General features: G+C 72.6%; 17 protein-coding genes. 11 read left to right on the top strand and 6 right to left on the bottom strand.

Annotated elements, in window-relative coordinates; genetic code table 11:
* Positions 1-146: 146 nt before the first annotated feature.
* Positions 147-803, bottom strand: coding sequence for a transcriptional repressor LexA (lexA, locus tag ABFX54_RS32695; RefSeq protein ID WP_346110435.1), 657 nt, complete (start codon positions 801-803; stop codon positions 147-149).
* 281 nt (positions 804-1084) lie between these two features.
* Here lexA and ABFX54_RS32690 point away from each other — a divergent pair, with 281 nt between their 5' ends.
* The 4 genes from ABFX54_RS32690 (at position 1085) to ABFX54_RS32675 (ending at position 3474) form a co-directional block, all read left to right on the top strand.
* On the top strand, positions 1085-1522 hold the full coding sequence (locus ABFX54_RS32690; protein WP_346110434.1) for a helix-turn-helix transcriptional regulator: 438 nt from the start codon (positions 1085-1087) through the stop codon (positions 1520-1522).
* Positions 1523-1532: 10 nt separating this feature from the next.
* Positions 1533-1943: a VOC family protein gene (locus ABFX54_RS32685; protein WP_346110433.1), complete on the top strand. Its 411-nt coding sequence runs from the start codon at positions 1533-1535 to the stop codon at positions 1941-1943.
* 166 nt (positions 1944-2109) lie between these two features.
* Positions 2110-2766 (top strand): maleylpyruvate isomerase N-terminal domain-containing protein, encoded by a 657-nt coding sequence (locus ABFX54_RS32680; RefSeq protein ID WP_346110432.1) that lies wholly within the window; start codon positions 2110-2112, stop codon positions 2764-2766.
* A gap of 33 nt (positions 2767-2799) precedes the next feature.
* Positions 2800-3474, top strand: a complete 675-nt coding sequence (locus tag ABFX54_RS32675) for a class I SAM-dependent methyltransferase (protein ID WP_346110431.1) — start codon at positions 2800-2802, stop codon at positions 3472-3474.
* A gap of 51 nt (positions 3475-3525) precedes the next feature.
* On the opposite strand, the gene ABFX54_RS32670 is transcribed toward ABFX54_RS32675, so the two are convergent.
* Positions 3526-3891, bottom strand: a complete 366-nt coding sequence (locus ABFX54_RS32670) for a DoxX family protein (RefSeq protein ID WP_346110430.1) — start codon at positions 3889-3891, stop codon at positions 3526-3528.
* Between the two features lie 132 nt (positions 3892-4023).
* Here ABFX54_RS32670 and ABFX54_RS32665 point away from each other — a divergent pair, with 132 nt between their 5' ends.
* Together ABFX54_RS32665 and ABFX54_RS32660 are read left to right on the top strand one after the other, a co-directional pair.
* A complete protein-coding gene (locus tag ABFX54_RS32665) occupies positions 4024-4398 on the top strand; it encodes a winged helix-turn-helix transcriptional regulator (RefSeq protein ID WP_346110429.1) in 375 nt (124 codons plus the stop codon).
* 102 nt (positions 4399-4500) lie between these two features.
* Positions 4501-5277, top strand: a complete 777-nt coding sequence (locus tag ABFX54_RS32660; protein WP_346110428.1) for a MerR family transcriptional regulator — start codon at positions 4501-4503, stop codon at positions 5275-5277.
* A gap of 25 nt (positions 5278-5302) precedes the next feature.
* Here the strand turns inward: ABFX54_RS32660 and ABFX54_RS32655 are convergent, their stop codons facing one another.
* Positions 5303-5989 (bottom strand): TetR/AcrR family transcriptional regulator, encoded by a 687-nt coding sequence (locus ABFX54_RS32655; RefSeq protein ID WP_346110427.1) that lies wholly within the window; start codon positions 5987-5989, stop codon positions 5303-5305.
* A gap of 35 nt (positions 5990-6024) precedes the next feature.
* Between ABFX54_RS32655 and ABFX54_RS32650 the strand changes: the two genes are divergently transcribed.
* The 3 genes from ABFX54_RS32650 (at position 6025) to ABFX54_RS32640 (ending at position 10664) form a co-directional block, all read left to right on the top strand.
* Positions 6025-7398, top strand: coding sequence for an FAD-dependent monooxygenase (locus tag ABFX54_RS32650; protein WP_346110426.1), 1374 nt, complete (start codon positions 6025-6027; stop codon positions 7396-7398).
* A gap of 62 nt (positions 7399-7460) precedes the next feature.
* Positions 7461-8528, top strand: coding sequence for an NAD(P)/FAD-dependent oxidoreductase (locus ABFX54_RS32645; RefSeq protein WP_346110425.1), 1068 nt, complete (start codon positions 7461-7463; stop codon positions 8526-8528).
* 522 nt (positions 8529-9050) lie between these two features.
* Positions 9051-10664 carry an alpha/beta hydrolase gene (locus ABFX54_RS32640; RefSeq protein ID WP_346110424.1) on the top strand — a complete coding sequence of 538 codons (1614 nt, stop codon included), beginning with the start codon at positions 9051-9053 and terminating at the stop codon, positions 10662-10664.
* A 23-nt stretch (positions 10665-10687) separates the two neighbouring features.
* Here ABFX54_RS32640 and ABFX54_RS32635 read toward each other — a convergent pair whose 3' ends face one another.
* A complete protein-coding gene (locus ABFX54_RS32635) occupies positions 10688-11608 on the bottom strand; it encodes a LysR family transcriptional regulator (RefSeq protein WP_346110423.1) in 921 nt (306 codons plus the stop codon).
* 198 nt (positions 11609-11806) lie between these two features.
* Here ABFX54_RS32635 and ABFX54_RS32630 point away from each other — a divergent pair, with 198 nt between their 5' ends.
* The gene (locus tag ABFX54_RS32630; RefSeq protein WP_346110422.1) at positions 11807-12727 is read left to right on the top strand and encodes a TIGR03620 family F420-dependent LLM class oxidoreductase; all 921 of its coding nucleotides are present in this window, start codon (positions 11807-11809) and stop codon (positions 12725-12727) included.
* A 100-nt stretch (positions 12728-12827) separates the two neighbouring features.
* Here the strand turns inward: ABFX54_RS32630 and wrbA are convergent, their stop codons facing one another.
* Positions 12828-13436: an NAD(P)H:quinone oxidoreductase gene (wrbA, locus tag ABFX54_RS32625; RefSeq protein WP_346110421.1), complete on the bottom strand. Its 609-nt coding sequence runs from the start codon at positions 13434-13436 to the stop codon at positions 12828-12830.
* A gap of 137 nt (positions 13437-13573) precedes the next feature.
* Between wrbA and sigJ the strand changes: the two genes are divergently transcribed.
* Entirely contained in the window at positions 13574-14509 is a 936-nt protein-coding gene (gene sigJ, locus ABFX54_RS32620) for an RNA polymerase sigma factor SigJ (protein WP_346110420.1), read from the top strand.
* 102 nt (positions 14510-14611) lie between these two features.
* On the opposite strand, the gene ABFX54_RS32615 is transcribed toward sigJ, so the two are convergent.
* The gene (locus ABFX54_RS32615; RefSeq protein ID WP_346110419.1) at positions 14612-15151 is read right to left on the bottom strand and encodes an LOG family protein; all 540 of its coding nucleotides are present in this window, start codon (positions 15149-15151) and stop codon (positions 14612-14614) included.
* Positions 15152-15247: the final 96 nt, after the last annotated feature.

The following is a 15247-nucleotide window of genomic DNA, read 5'->3' as shown; positions in this document are numbered from 1 at the left end:
AGTCACTCGTTAAAACGATCGTAGTAGGAAAGGCAGGGGAGCATGTGCGGGATTGCCCGAATCTACAACGTAAAGGCGCTGGCCGGGAAGGCGAAACTGAGCGGTCGCGCAGCCCCGGCCGCTGAGCCGTCACACAGCCGCGACGCTCAGACGTTGCGCAACACCGACACGACGATGCCCAGCACCACGGCACGGTCGCCGTCGATGACGTCGTACGCGGGATTGCGCGGTTCGAGAAGAACGTGTCCGCCGCGTCGCCGGTAGACCTTCACGGTGGCCTCGTCGTCGATCATCGCGGCGACGATCTGGCCCGAGTGGGCCTCGGGCTGCTGGCGTACCACGACGAGGTCGCCGTCGCAGATGGCGGCGTCGATCATCGAGTCGCCCCGGACGCGCAGGCCGAAGACGTTGCCGCGCCCGGTCAGGTCGCGGGGCAGGGTCAGGGAGCCGTCCAGGTGCTCGTCCGCGGGGATGGGCACGCCGGCCGCGATGTCGCCGACCACCGGCACGCTCACCAGCTCGCCTGACGTCTCCGCCGCCGGGCCGCGCAGGAACAGGCGGACGTCGATGGGCCGGGTCATCGACGCGCTCCGGCGCAGGAAGCCCTTGTCCTCGAGGCTTCTCAGGTGCTTGGCCACCGTGGACGCCGAACGCAGCCCGACCGCCCGGCCGAGTTCGCGGGTGCTCGGGGGGTAGCCGTACCTGATCACCCAGTCCTGGATGGCGGCCAGGATGCGCTGCTGACGGGGCGGCAGGGCGGCGGCGTCGAGGTGGTCGAACGGGTCGGCGTCGTAGGCGGTCACGGTTGAGATCGTAGAGGTGGTAGGGCGGGTACGTGGTGAGGGCGGCCTTCGGCGGGCGAGTCCCGCCGGGGCGCGGCCTGCCGGCGGCGGCGCGGTTTCGCCACGGGGCCGGCCGCCGACGGCGAGTACCTTGGCCCGGTGGCCGCGCAGGTGGCCCGATCGCCGCCGCGTACCCGGACCGGACCGGTCGTTCGCGTGCGTCACCTGCCCGATCACTCCCTGAGGAAGGCTGTAGCCGCAGGTCAGCGGATTCTGTCGGCAGGCGGTTGTATATTCTTCCCATGACTGCGGAAGACCTGGCCGACCTGGTCCGGCTGCGGCGGGTGCGTGATCTGATCGACCGCGACTATGCGCGGCCGCTCGACGTGGCGGCGATGGCCCGCCACGCGCTCATGTCGCCGGCGCACTTCTCGCGGCGGTTCCGCGCGGCCTACGGAGAGACCCCCTACGGCTACCTCATGACCCGCCGCATCGAGCGGGCGATGGCTCTGCTGCGCGCGGGCATGAGCGTCACCGACGCGTGCATGGCGGTGGGGTGCACGTCGCTCGGCTCGTTCAGCTCGCGCTTCACCGAGCTGGTGGGGGAGACACCGAGCGCCTACCGCGCCCGCGAGCACCACGCCGAGACGGCCATGCCCCCGTGTGTGGCGAAGGTGCGCACCAGACCGGTCAGGCACGCCGAGCTCCGGAGGGAGGCGGGACGCGGAGCCGCGGCTTAGCGTCGACCTCATGTCCATCGCACTGCAGTACTGTCACGTCACCGTCAACGACGTGGAAGAGTCGCTCGCCTTCTACCGCGACGGGCTCGGGCTCGACGTGACCAACGACGTCTCCTCGGGCGGGTTCCGCTGGGTCACCCTCGGCAGCCCGACGCAGCCGGGCCTAGAGATCGTCCTGTCCGAGCCGCACGCCGGCCGGTCCGAGGCCGACGGCGACGCCATGCGCGAGCTGCTCGCCAAGGGCGTCATGCCGATGCTCATCTTCCGTACGGACGATCTCGACGCGACGTTCGAGAAGGTGCGGGCCAGCGGCGCCGAGGTGCTGGAAGAGCCGGCCGACCAGCCGTGGGGCCCCCGCGACTGCGCCGTCCGCGACCCCTCCGGGACCATGATCCGCATCGCCCAGGAACCGAAGGCGTAGCCGCCCCCGCCGTGCCGTGTAGCCGGGACGTCTTGCTCGGACGCCGTTGATCAACGGGCCGGGGCTGGAATGTCTCGAGGGGATGCTGCTGGTCAATGGGCCTTGGCGGGGCGGCACCGGCGGAGCTGGTTTGGCTCTTGTCGTGGGATCGCATTACGTTGCCGGAGTGGATCTCTTCTCACGCTCCTGGGATGCGTTGCTCGCGGCGGTCGCCGAGCTTCGTGAGGAGGACTTCGCGCGGCCGTCCGGGTGCCGGGGGTGGCTTGTCCGGGATCTGGTGTGTCACCTGGTCATCGACGCGCAGGACGTTCTGATCACGCTGGCGACCCCCGCGGACACGGAGCCGACCCGCGATGCGGTGACGTACTGGGAGGTTTCGGATACGCCGCCGAGTGGTGAGGATCCGCTGGACGCGCTCACCGTCCGGCTGGCGGCGGCGTACGAGGAGCCCCGGCTGCTCACCTTCCACCTCGACGACGTCGGGTCCGCCGCCGGCCGGGCCGCCCGGCTCGCCGATCCGGCGCTGCGGGTCGGCACCCGTGACGAGGTCCTGGCGGCGGGCGACTACCTCGGCGCGTACGTGCTGGAGTGGACGCTGCACCACCTCGACCTCGTCGCGCGCCTCCCGCACATCCCGGGACCGCCCGCGGAAGGCGCGGCCCGTTCGCGCGAGATGCTGGAGAAGATCGCCGGGACGCCGTTCCCCGCGTCGTTCTCCGACCAGGACGCGCTGCTGGTCGGCACCGGGCGGCGCGACCCGACCGGCGCGGAGCGGGCCGAGCTGGGCGAACTGGCCGGGAGGTTGCCGTTCGTCCTTGGTTGACCGCCCCATCCCGCTGACCGACAGGGTGATCGCGTGACGGCGCAGAACGGCAAGCGGTGGAACCACAACATCCACTACCACCCGCGCGTCCTCCGCGCGATCCCCGACGGCGCGAAGAGCGCCCTTGACGTGGGCTGCGGCGAGGGCACGCTGGCCCGTGAGTTACGGCGGGTCGTGCCGCACGTCACCGGCGTCGACCGCGACCCGGCCGGCATCGCCCGGGCCCGCGAGCACGCGGTCGCCGCGGCCGACGTGCCTGGCGCGGGCGACGCGAAGGACGTGCCTGACCCGGGCGACGCGGGCGACGCGGGCGACATCGTCTACATCGAGGGCGACTTCCTCACCCATCCCTTCGAGCCCGCCTCGTTCGACGTCGTCACCGCGGTGGCGACCCTGCACCACATGGACGCCGCCACCGGACTGGCCCGCATGCGGGACCTGCTCGCTCCCGGTGGCGTGCTGGCCGTCGTCGGGCTGGCCCGCAGCACCATGCCCAGGGACATGCCGCGCGAGCTGGCCGCCGTCGCCGCCGGCGCGCTGCACCGGGTCACGAAGAACCACTGGGAGCATCCGTCGCCCACGGTGTGGCCGCCGCCGGTGACGTACCCGGAGATGCGGGCGCTGGCCGCCGAGCTCCTGCCCGGCTCCGCGTACCGCCGCCACCTCATGTGGCGCTACAGCATCGTGTGGCGCAAGCCGCAGTACTGAACGGGCCCGTCAGAGCCAGACCGTCAGAGCAAGACCGTCAGAGCCAGACCGTCAGAGCCAGACGGTGGCGAGCCAGGCGGCCACCACCGCGGCGGCCAGGAGGACGACGTTGAGCCCGATCAGCCGCGCCTCGCCCCGGCTCAGATGCAGCGTGATGCCGCCGACCTGGAGCAGCGTGAAGCCGACGGCCGCCGCGAGGGCGAGCCACGGCGCGATCCCGGTCAGCGGCGGCAGGACGAGCCCGGCCGCGCCGAGCAGCTCCAGAATCCCGATCACGCGGACGAACGGCATCGGGACGGCGTCGACCCAGCCCATCATCGGCCGCAGCCGCTCCTTGTCCTGGGCGACCTTCTTGCCTCCGGAGTAGAGGTACATGAGGGCCAGGAGCGCGGCGACGACCCAATAGGAAATCTCCATGAAGGCACACCTCGGGGGTTGCTGATGTGGCCTCGGCCACGATGGTTACCACTGGTGGGCAGCCCCATGATGCGTCACTATCGAAAGCCCTGCAAAAGGCACACGCGTGTGCGTTACCCACAAGGGGCTGTCGTGGCGGAGTACGAGCACACCTGCATGATCCGGGGAGACGGGGGCCGGACGCTCCGCGCCGTACTCGACCGGATCTGCAACAAGTGGACGCTGCTGATCGTGGCCACCCTCGACCAGGGCAGCCTGCGTTTCACCGACCTGCACGATCAGGTTCCCGGCATCTCCCAGCGCATGCTGACGCTGACCCTGCGCAACCTCGAACGCGACGGCCTGGTCTCGCGGACGGTGCACGCCGAGGTGCCGCCGCGGGTGGAGTACGCCCTGACGCCGACCGGCAAGAGCCTCATCCCGCCCGCGCTGGCGCTGGCCGGCTGGGCCATCGAGAACGTCGCGCACATCGAGGCCAGCCGGGAGGCGTACGAGGCCCGCACCTGACCCGGGAGATCGCCGGTAGCCTGGCACGCCATGACATCGCCGGGGGCGAGGCGGTGACGGGCCACATCGGCGGACGGGCGCTGACGACGAGGGAGGAGACCGGTGCGCAGCAGTGAACTGGCCGCGCTGGCCGGCGTCACGATCCGTACCGTGCGGCACTACCTGCAGATCGGGCTGCTCGAAGAGCCCGAGCGCTCGGTCAACGGCTACCGCGACTACGACGTGCGCCACCTGGTCCGGCTGCTGCGGATCGGCCGTTTGACCGAGCTCGGCCTGCCGCTCGCCGAGCTCCCGGACGTGCTCGACGATCCCCAGGTCGCCGAGGAGGTGCTCGACGAGCTGGACCGGCAGGCGGTCGCCGAGATCGAGCGGCTCACCAGCCGGCGGGCGGCCATCGCCCGGCTCCGCCGCGACGGCGCGCTGCCCGACCTGCCGCCGGAGATGGCCGACTACGGCCAGGCCATCAAAGCCGTCGCCCCTGACGCGGCCCGGCACGAGTACGAGCAGCTCCTGCTGATCTCGCACCTGATCGGCGAGAACGGGACCGCCGCCCTCGCCGGTGCCATGGCCGAGCAGGCCCTCTTCACCCCGGCCACGGCGGACCTGGTCCGGCGCTTCGGCGAGCTCGGCCCGGACACGCCGCGGGAGGCCGTCGAGCGGCTCGCCGACGACATGGTGACGCGGTATCTGCCCCTGCTGGAGAACTGGCCGGACGTCGAGTTCGGTGCCGACGTCTCCTCGATGCTCGCCGCCTACGGCGAACACAACCTCAACGAGCAGCAGCACCGCGTGAACCGGCTGTTCGTGGCGCGGGTGATGGACCGGCTGGCGAGCGGGAACGCGCCGGCACCCGGCGACCACCCGCCCGACCCCGCCTGATCCCTGCGAAACAGGGCGCGCCGGCTCAGGGAGCCGTCTGCTGGGAGGCCGCGATGCCGGTGAGGATGCGCTGCAGGCCGGACGTGAACTGTTCGGCCGGGCTCAGGTCGGCGGCCGCGGTGAGGCTCGTGACCCGGGGATAGTCGCCGCTTTCGATGATCTTGCGCAGGTAGGGGGCCACGTCGGCGCGCCACTCGTCCTCGGTCTGGCCGGTGCGCCGCTGGGTCTCCTTCTCGGCGAGCTCGCGCATGACCGCCCCCCGTACGTAATCCCTGATCAGCCCGACGACCGAGCCCGCGGCGGCGACGTCGGGGGTCAGCGGGGCGGCCGCGGTGAGGGCGCGTTCCAGGCCGCGCAGCCAGTTGGGGCCGAGCGAGGGCCGGGTCGCCAGCAGCGGGGCCAGCCAGGGGTGCCGCAGCCACAGCTCGCGCTCATGGCGGGCGTACGCCGCCAGGTCGGCGCGCCAGTCGCCGGTCAGCGGCACCTGGTCGTCCTGCACCGCGTCGGCCATGAGGTCGAGCAGGTCGTCGCGGCTGTCCACGTAGCGGTAGAGCGACGTCGTGCCCGTCGAAAGCTCGGCGGCGACGCGGCGCATGGACACCGCGTCGAGCCCTTCGGCGTCGGCGATGGCGACGGACACGCCGACGATGCGCTCCACGCTCAGGGCCTGCCTCTTCGGCCGGTACGGCTCACGCTCCCAGACAAGCGGCATGGACACGACTCTACCGGAATGGCTACAGTGTTCCCATGAATGGGCACACTGTATCCACTGATGTTCTGATCGCCGGCGGCGGCTCGGTCGGGCTGATGCTCGCGGTGCTGCTGCGCCACCACGGCGTCAAACCCCTGGTCGTCGAGGAGAAACCGGAGCTGTCACCCCACCCCAGAGCCAACGGCATCGGGCTGCGAACGGTGGAGATCCTGCGCGAGGTCGGCCTGGCGGAAGCGGTCAACGAGGCCGCGATCGACCTGCGGGCGGGCAAGATCAGGGGGCGTACGCTGGCCGAGGCCGACTTCACCGACGGCGGTGCGTGGAAGGCGAGGGGCGAGAGCGAGTTCACGTACACGCCGGCCAGGATCCGCGGCACCTGCGCGCAGAACCGGTTCGACCGCGTACTGATCACCAAGGCGGGCGACGTGGAGTTCGGCGTGGCGCTCGACTCGTTCGAGCAGGACCCCGACGGTGTCACGGCCACCCTGTCCGACGGGCGGGTGGTGCGGGCGCGCTATCTCGTGGGGGCCGACGGCGTGCGCAGCCGGGTCCGGCGGATCCTCGGCCTCGGCGTCACCGGCCCCGGCGCGATGGGCAGGGAGACGACGAGCGTGCTGTTCCGCGCCGAGCTGCGGCCGGAGCAGCCGTTCGCGATGTGCGACATCGAGCATCCTGACGCGCGCGGCCTGCTGGTGACGGTCGACGGCGAGCGCGAGTGGGTCTTCCTCACCACCCTCGGCACCGAGCCGACCCCCGAGCTCATCCGCACGGCGCTCGGCGACCCGTCGATCGAGGTGGAGATCCGCAGCGTGCTGACGTTCAGGGGGCGCGGCCAGGTGGCCGACCGGCTCTCCGACGGGCGGGTCTTCCTGGTGGGCGACGCGGCGCACGCCATCCCGCCGCTGGGCGCGTTCGGGCTGAACACCGGCGTCGCCGACGCGCACAACCTGGCCTGGAAGCTCGCGCACGTGCTGCGCGGCGAGGCCGGGCCCGAACTGCTGGAGACCTACCACGCGGAGCGCCGTCCGGTGGCCTTGATGACGATGGAGCAGGCGCGCCTGCGGTTCGAGGACCCGTCCCTGCACTGGGGCCAGGACATGGCGCGGGCGCGCGAGGCGGTGGGGGCGATGAACGCGCCGGTGGTGCACATGGGGTACCGGTACGGCGGCGCGGAGCTCCCCTCCACCGAGGACGTCGCGCTCGGCTTCGACGGGTCGCCGGGATCGCGTCTGCCGCACAGGTGGGTGGCCGACGGGGTGTCCACGCTGGACCTCGTCGGGTCACGGTGGTGCGTCGTCACGGCCGATCCCGGCGTCGAGGCCGACGTTCCGGTGCACGTGGTGGACGGGTGGCCGTACGGGTCTCTGCTGGTCCGGCCCGACGGTTACATCAGCCGCCGATACGAATAGCGCGACCACCGCCGGGCGAAAATCCGGTTTCGCGGTACGGCGTCGCCTGCTAGAACGCTGTGATGACGGATCGCGGAATCGTGGTGGTCGGAGCCGGCATCGTCGGGGCGTCCCTGGCGTACCACCTGTCCGGGCGCGGCCTACCCGTCACCCTGATCGACGCCGGCCTGCCCGCATCGGGCGCCACCCGCGCGTCCTTCGCCTGGATCGGCCGGCCGTCCGTCAGCGACCTGCCCTCGGCGCCGCTGCGCTACCTCGCGCTGGAGGAGTACCGGCGCCTGGAGAAAGACCTCGGCGAGCTGTCGATCCGCTGGTCGGGCGCCATCACCTGGGACGGCTTCGACGCGACGGGCCCGCGCATCGACGACGTGCGGGCGCTGGAACCACGCCTGCTCGACCCTCCGGCCGCGGCCGTCCACTGCCCGGAGGACGCCGCCTTCGACCCGGTCACGACAACCGAACTGCTGGTCGCCGCCGCCCGTGACCGGGGCGCGCGGGTGCTGACGGGGGTGCTGGCGACCGCCCTCGACCACGGGGCGGGTGCGGTGGGTGGTGCCGGTACGAGCGCCTCTGACCAGAACGCGACCACAGTGAGCGGCGTCCATACGACTGCCGGGTTCCTGCCCGCCGAAACCGTCGTCCTCGCCGCCGGCACCGGCACGGTCGCCCTGTGCGTCGGGATCGGCGTCACCCTGCCCGTCGCGCCGTCACCCGCCGTCCTCGTCCGGCTGAGCGCGGTGCCGGGCCTGGTCAGGACGATCGTCGCGACGTCGTCGCTGGAGGTCCGGCAGCTCGACGACGGTACGGTGCTGGCGCCCGAGGCGTACAGCGGCGAGAAGGACCAGGCCGCGCTCCTCGCGACCGCCCGGCGGGTCCGCGACCGGTTCGCCGCCTCCTTCGAAGGAGCCGATGACACGAAGGTCCTCTCGGCCGAGATCGGCTGGCGCCCGATGCCCGCCGACGAGGAGCCGATCATCGGCCGCCCCGCCGGCACGCATGGCCTGTACGTCGCCGTCATGCACTCGGCGATCACCCTGGCCGCCGCAGCCGGCCGCCTGGCCGCCTCCGAGATCCTCACCGGGGTACCGGCCCCCGAACTCGCCGGCTGCCGACCGGACCGCTTCCACTGATCCCCCCGCGACGAGCCGGCCCACCACCACGCCGCCCACCACCACGCCGCCCACCACCACGCCGCCCACCACCACGCCGCTCGCCGGCCGTCGGCTCGCCCGCCGACCAGTGTGCCTTGGCCCGCCCGCCGGCCGGCGCCTGCCCCGTCGGCTCGTCCGCCGGCTCGTACGTCGGCCGGGGCGTGCTCTGGCCGGCCGCCGATTCGTTCCCGCGCCGCGCAGCTCGTCTCGCCTGACACCTGACGCGCGTTGACTTGGACGCGACGTCATGGTTTTGGCTGTACCCCAGCCGGCACCGAGTCCGGCGCGGGGTTCGATCCCTAGCTCGACGCCGCGTTCGACGCGGGGCGTGCGGTGCGGGGAGTGTCCGACCTCGCCGTTCCGTCGCGAGCGCGAGCCGGCCGGGTGTCCGTGACCGACCCGCCTGGAAGGGCCACGAGCCGGCCTGGGACGGTCGCGAGCCAGCCGGACATGTCAGGACTCGTTCTGTCGGCATCATCCTTCGGCAACGGGAGAACACACATGCCATATCGCAGGAAACCGGCCGTCGCCCTGGCCGCCGCAGCGCTGACGCTGCTCTCCGGCACCTACGCCGCCCCAGCTCACGGGCAGGCCATCCCGGCGGCCGGCCAGACCGGCCAAGTCGCTCAGGCCGGCCAAGTCGTTCAGGCCGGTCGGCGGGACGTATCCGCGAGCACCAGCCTGGAGCGGTTCTACCGGCAGCGGCAGAAGCCCTCCTTCAAGCCGTGCGATCCCCCCGAGCTGCCACCCGGAGCCCCCGCCGTGAGAACCGAGTGCGCACGGCTCAAGGTGCCCCTCGACTACCGCAAGCCGAACGGCAGGCAGGCGGAGATCGCGTTGCTGCGGGTGCCCGCCCGAGGCAAGGATCGAATCGGGTCGCTCGTGCTGAACCCCGGCGGTCCCGGCTTCCCCGGCACCGCCCACGCCGCCCTGACCGCCGCCGTGTGGGCCAAATCGCCGATCACCGAGCGTTTCGACCTGGTCGGGTTCGATCCGCGCGGCGTCGGTGGTTCCAAGCCGGCGCTCGACTGCTACACCGACGCCCAGCGCGACCACGACGCGAAGCTCTCCTCGACCCCGGCCGGTCTGGACGACTGGACCGGGCGGGAGACGCGCCGGCTGGTCGAGCGGTGCGCCGCGCGTTCCGGTGGCAAGCAGGTGCTCGCGCACGTCGGCACGCGCGACGTCGCACGGGACATGGACGTGCTGCGCCAGGCCCTGGGCGATGCGAAGCTCTCCTACGCGGGCACCAGCTACGGCACCCGGCTCGGCGCCGTCTACGCGGAGATGTTCCCGCGCAACGTGCGCGCGCTGGTGCTCGACGGGGCGATGGACCCGCTGGCGGGCACGCACGAGCGGCGCGTCCAGCAGGCCACCGGCCTGCAACGTTCGTTCGAGCGCATGGCCGCGTCGTGCGCCACGCGGCCGGACTGCCCGCTCGGCACCGACCCGAAGCGTGCCACCCAGGTCTTCCAGCGGCTCGTCCGCCCGCTGATCGGCACGCCGGCGCGGACGTCCGGCGGGCGCGGGCTGACGTTCGAGCAGGCGGTGGAGGGGGTGACGGCCGCGCTGTACGGCCCGGCGGCCTGGCCCGCCGCGATCGCCGGCATCGCGGAGCTCAAGGTAGGCAAGGGCGACACCCTGCGGAAGCTGCGCGACGGCTACCACGAGCGCGGGGCCGACGGGCGCTACAGCGGCTCGCTGGAGGCCACGCTGGCGATCAACTGCCTGGACGAGGAGCGCCACACGCCGGCGCGGGAGACCGCGATGAACCGGGCGTGGTTCAAGGCGGCCCCGTTCACCGACCACGGCCGTACGATCAGGCAGGCCCGCGACGGCTGCGAGCACTGGCCCGTCAAGCCGACGCTCGGCTACCCCTACGCCACGAACATCAAGGGCCTGCCCGCCACGCTGACGGTCTCCGTCACGGGCGACCCCGTGACGCCCCACCAGGGCGGCGTCAACCTGGCCGAGGCGCTGGGCGGCGGCCTGCTCACCGTCGAGGGCGAGCAGCACGGCGCGCTCCTGGCCGGCAACGCCTGCGTGAACAAGGTCGTGAGCGCGTACCTCATCGACCTCGAAACCCCGGCCGAAGGGGCCCGCTGCGAGCTCTGAACGGGTAACGGCCCCTCGCACCTTCACGGGTCGGGCGGCGTGGTGGCCGGGCCGGTGAGGTGGGCCTCGGCGCTCCGGCGGAAGGCGGCCACGAGGCGGCTGCGGTCGCCGGCGCGGGTGGCCAGCACGACCTGGCTGGGCGCCACCCCCTCCAGCGGCACCGTGGTGAGGTCGGAACGCAGACCCCTCACGGCGGCACCGACCGGGACGATGAGCACGGCCTGCCCACCGGCCACGAGTTCCAGCTTGTCCTCGGACTCCTCGATGAGCGGGCCGTCGGGGGCCGCGCTCCCGTCCGGCCGGGGGTCGGCGCGCCAGAAGGCGTTCCAGTCGGGGTCGGGGTCGGGCACGCGGGGGATCGGTTCGCCGGCGATGTCGTCGAGGGTGACCGCCTCCTTGCCCGCCAGGTGGTGATCCGCGCGTACGAGCAGCGCCCTCGGCTCGTCGTAGAGCACCGTGACGTGCAGCCCGTCGGTGGGGAACGGCAGGCGGGCGAGCACCGCGTCGACCCGGTGGTCGAGCAGCGCGGCGCGAGGCTCTCTCCAGCCCAGGTGCAGGATGCGCACCTCGGCGTCGGGATGCCGGCGGCGCAGGTCGCGCACCGCTGGGGCGAGCGTGAGGTTGCAGATGTAGCCGACGACGATCCGGGTGGGCCGCGCGGCGGCCCTGGCGGACGCCGTGGCCTGGCCGGCGGTACGCAGCAGCGAGGTCGCGAGCGGCAGGAACACCTCCCCGGCCTCGGTGAGCCGGGTGCCCTGCGGGGTGCGGTCGAGCAGCCGGGCCCCCACCTGCTGTTCGAGGCGGCCGATCTGCCGGCTCAGCGAGGACTGGGTGAGGTGCAGGTCCGCGGCGGCCCGGCCGAAGTGCCGGTGCCCGGCGACGACGGTGAACGCGCGCACCAGCCGCAGATCGAGATCCTCCGGAGGGCGCGGCGCGTCGGGCATGAGATCAGCGTAACGCCGCCCCCGCCGGCTGTGGTGATGCACGGATCGGGATGCCTCTTGCGGAACGTTCATTGGACCGGGGACGTCGCCCGGTCGCAAGCTGGGAACGCCGGCCGGGCACCGACGGGTGGCCGCTCAAGGGGCGCCGTAGGGCTGCGCCGGCCGCCACGTTCGTACTGAGTAATTCGGAGGATCTTCATGGGGAGCAGCACCGTCGTCGACGCGGCCCGCCGAGCTCTGGGGCCGGTCGGCATCGCGCTGCCGGCCTCGCTCGCCGACCCGATCGACATCGACGGTCAGCGCGAGGCCGTCGTCCGGCTGGAACGCGCCGGCTACCGCGCCGTCTGGACCAACGAGGTCGTCGGCGGCAAGGACGCTCTCGTGCAGCTGGCCGTGCTGCTGGCCGCCACCCGGCGGACGGTGTTCGGCACCGGCATCGCCAACATCTGGGCCAGGGAGCCGGAGACCCTGCACGGCGCGGCCTCCGTGCTGGCCCAGGCCTATCCCGGCCGGTTCGTGCTGGGCGTCGGGGTCGGGTACGCGCAGCAGGCGGCCGCGACCGGGCGGGAGTTCGGCAGCCCGCTGAGCAGGATGCGCGACTACCTCGACCGCATGCACGGCCCGACCATGCCGCCCGCCCCGGACGCGCCGTACGCCAGGATCGTCGCCGCGAACGGCCCGAAGATGCTCGCCCTGGCCGGTGAGCTCGCCGACGGCGCGCTGCCGGCCGGGGGGCCTCCCGCGTTCACCGCGCGGGCCCGCCAGGTGCTCGGCCCGGACAGGCTGCTGGTCATCGGGCTCTCCATGGTGCCTGGTGCCGACCCCGTCCGGGCCAGGCAGATCGCACGGGAGCGGGTGGCGGCCGGGCTCGCCCAGGCGTGGTTCGCGGCCGCCGTGGCCCGGCTCGGCTTCACCGGACAGGAGATCGCCGAGGTGAGCGACCGGCTGGTGGACACGATGATCGCGCACGGTGACCCGGCGGCGATCGCGGCCAAGGTAGTCGAGCACCTGGCCGCCGGCGCGGACCACGTGGCGCTCCTGCCGCCGATCGGCACCGACTTCGCGACCAGCGTGGACCAGGCCGAGTGGCTCGCCCCGGCCCTGCGCGACCTCCACTGAACGGCAGCACGGCCCGGAGAATCCGGCGTTACTGCGTTATTCGCCATGGAAGCCGTGCCCCCGCGCCGCTTGGCCTCGCGTTCAGCGGGACGGTGCGGGATCAGGCGGCGCGGCCCGCCTTCAGCCGCGCCGTCATGTCGACCACGCGGCGGGCCTGGTGGCGGGCCGCCTGGAGGGTGGTCTCGCTGGGCATCCCATCCCCGGCCACATGGGAGGTCCCGTACGGATTGCCCGTCTCGAACTGGACGGGATCGGTGTATCCGGGCGGCACGATGACGCCGCCCCAGTGGTAGAACGTGTTCCCCAGCGCCAGGATGGTCGACTCGTGCCCGCCGTGCGCGGTGTTGGCGGCGGTGAAGGCCGAATACACCTTGTCGGCGAGCTTGCCGTGGAACCACAGGGGCCCGGTGGTCTCGATGAACGCCCTGAGCTGGCTGGCCGGGTTGCCGAAACGGGTGGGCGTGCCGAACAGCACGGCGTCGGCCCAGAGCAGGTCGTCATGACCGGCCTCGGGCATGTCCGCCGTCTCCCGCACGTGCGCCGCCCACTCGGGGCTGGAGCCGACCGCCTCCGGCGGGGCCGACTCCGCGACCTTGCGCAGCCGTACGTTCGCGCCGGCCTTCTCCGCCCCCTCGGCGACCGCTCGCGCCAGGGCGTGGACGCGGCCTGTGGCACTGTAGTAGATGACCGCGACGTTCACGGGTTCCATGATGAGGTGTCCTTCCTTCAGCGACTTCCGCCGGTACGACGACACAGCCCCGCGCGATGTGAGGTGACCCGCCGGCCTCACATTCCGGCGCGGCGCGTCGTCGTACGAGGATGAGAGAGAAGGAATCAGGCCACACCATGACCCATCCACCCGCACCGGAGGACGGCCGGCCCGACCCGGGCCTGAAAGCGCTCATGAGCGAGCGCCGCCAGCTGATCGGCCTCGCCTACCGGCTGCTGGGCTCCCTGGCCGACGCCGAGGACGTCGTCCAGGAGACCTACGCCCGCTGGTACGCCATGTCGCCGCCTCAGCGCGAGGCCATCGACTCGCCGGGCGCCTGGCTGACCAGGGTGGCCGGTCGGATCTGCCTCGACGTGCTCGGCTCGGCCCGGGCCCGGCGCGAACGGTACGTGGGGGAGTGGATCCCCGAGCCGCTGCCCGACCACGGCGAACTGGTCGGCGGCCGGCCCGGTGCCATCCCGTCCGACCCGGCCGACCGGGTCACCCTGGACGAGTCGATCACGATGGCCTTCCTCGTCGTGCTCGAATCGATGACCCCGGCGGAACGCGTCGCGTTCGTGCTGCACGACGTCTTCGGCTACCCCTTCGCCGAGGTGGCCGAGATCGTCGGCCGCACCCCGGCCGCCTGCCGCCAGCTGGCCACCTCCGCCCGCCGCCGCATCGACCGCACGCGGACCCCCGCGCCGCCCGCCGACCGGCACGCCGGCCTCGTCAGGGCCTTCAAACAGGCATGGGAGAGCAAGGACATCGCCGCCCTCATCGGCGTGCTCGCCCCCGACGTCACGGCGACCGGCGACGGCGGCGGGCTCGTCACCGCGGTGCCGCACCCGGTCCGCGGCGCCGAGGCGGTCGCCCGCTTCTTCGCCGACCGGGCCGGCGCGCTGCCTGATCTGGCACTCTCGGAGTGCACGGTCAACGGCCGGCCGGGGCTGGTGGCCGAGCAGGACGGCGTCGTCGTGTCGGTGATGGCGTTCGACGTCGCGGACGACCAGATCATCCGCATCTGGGCCGTGCTCAACCCGGACAAACTCCGGCCGTGGACGGCGAACTGACCCGCGTGCCGCCGACCGGCACAGCCACTCCGGCCGATCCCGCCGTCTCCTCGCCGGGGATCTCACGCCGGCGATCAGCGCGGCGAAACCTCACGCCGGTGATCAGCTCAGGCCGAACGACTCCTCCAGGTAGGCCATCGCCCCCACGGGCTCCTCGGCGAAGAAGACCAGGTCGGTGAGGGGACGCGGCAGGAAACCCTCCTCCTCCATCCGCCGGAACTGCTCCTTCAGCCCGTCGTAGAAACCCGCCGTGTTCAGCAGCACGACCGGCTTGTCCGTGCGCCCGTGCTTCTTCAGCTCCAGGATCTCGGTGGCCTCGTCCAGCGTGCCCGTGCCGCCCACCATGATCACCACGGCGTCGGCCTTCTCCAGCAGCAGCCGCTTGCGCTCGCCGAGGTCGGCCGCGATCACCATGTCGTCCACGCCTTTGCGCGCCTTGGCGGCCAGGAAGTCGACCGAGACGCCCATCAGCAGCCCGCCCCCCGCGTGCACGCCGTCGGCCACCACCTTCATCAGGCCCACGTCGGAACCACCCCACACCAGGGTGTGCCCGCCCTGGCCGATCAGCTCGGCGAACTCGCGGGCGGGGCGGGTGTAGGTCTCGGACAGGTCGGCGGCGGAAAGGAAGACACAGATGTTCATGCGCACCACCGTACGAGGTGGGTCCGGGGTGTGAGTAGGGCGTACCTACTCATGCGCCGGCCGGGGTCGCCGCCTTATCACTGGAGGACGTTCATC

It is taken from the genome of Nonomuraea maheshkhaliensis (assembly GCF_039529435.1).
GTDB classification, from domain to species: domain Bacteria; phylum Actinomycetota; class Actinomycetes; order Streptosporangiales; family Streptosporangiaceae; genus Nonomuraea; species Nonomuraea maheshkhaliensis.
This window is presented reverse-complemented; position numbering and strand designations above follow the sequence as displayed.

Bases quoted from the DNA above. Each gene is read 5' to 3' on its own strand.
- ABFX54_RS32690 (WP_346110434.1), top strand. From the start codon at position 1,085: ATGACTGCGGAAGACCTGGCCGACCTGGTCCGGCTGCGGCGGGTGCGT.
- ABFX54_RS32685 (WP_346110433.1), top strand. From the start codon at position 1,533: ATGTCCATCGCACTGCAGTACTGTCACGTCACCGTCAACGACGTGGAA.
- ABFX54_RS32670 (WP_346110430.1), bottom strand. From the start codon at position 3,891: ATGGAGATTTCCTATTGGGTCGTCGCCGCGCTCCTGGCCCTCATGTAC.
- ABFX54_RS32655 (WP_346110427.1), bottom strand. From the start codon at position 5,989: ATGCCGCTTGTCTGGGAGCGTGAGCCGTACCGGCCGAAGAGGCAGGCC.
- ABFX54_RS32650 (WP_346110426.1), top strand. From the start codon at position 6,025: ATGAATGGGCACACTGTATCCACTGATGTTCTGATCGCCGGCGGCGGC.
- ABFX54_RS32645 (WP_346110425.1), top strand. From the start codon at position 7,461: ATGACGGATCGCGGAATCGTGGTGGTCGGAGCCGGCATCGTCGGGGCG.
- ABFX54_RS32640 (WP_346110424.1), top strand. From the start codon at position 9,051: ATGCCATATCGCAGGAAACCGGCCGTCGCCCTGGCCGCCGCAGCGCTG.
- ABFX54_RS32635 (WP_346110423.1), bottom strand. From the start codon at position 11,608: ATGCCCGACGCGCCGCGCCCTCCGGAGGATCTCGATCTGCGGCTGGTG.
- ABFX54_RS32630 (WP_346110422.1), top strand. From the start codon at position 11,807: ATGGGGAGCAGCACCGTCGTCGACGCGGCCCGCCGAGCTCTGGGGCCG.
- wrbA (WP_346110421.1), bottom strand. From the start codon at position 13,436: ATGGAACCCGTGAACGTCGCGGTCATCTACTACAGTGCCACAGGCCGC.
- sigJ (WP_346110420.1), top strand. From the start codon at position 13,574: ATGACCCATCCACCCGCACCGGAGGACGGCCGGCCCGACCCGGGCCTG.
- ABFX54_RS32615 (WP_346110419.1), bottom strand. From the start codon at position 15,151: ATGAACATCTGTGTCTTCCTTTCCGCCGCCGACCTGTCCGAGACCTAC.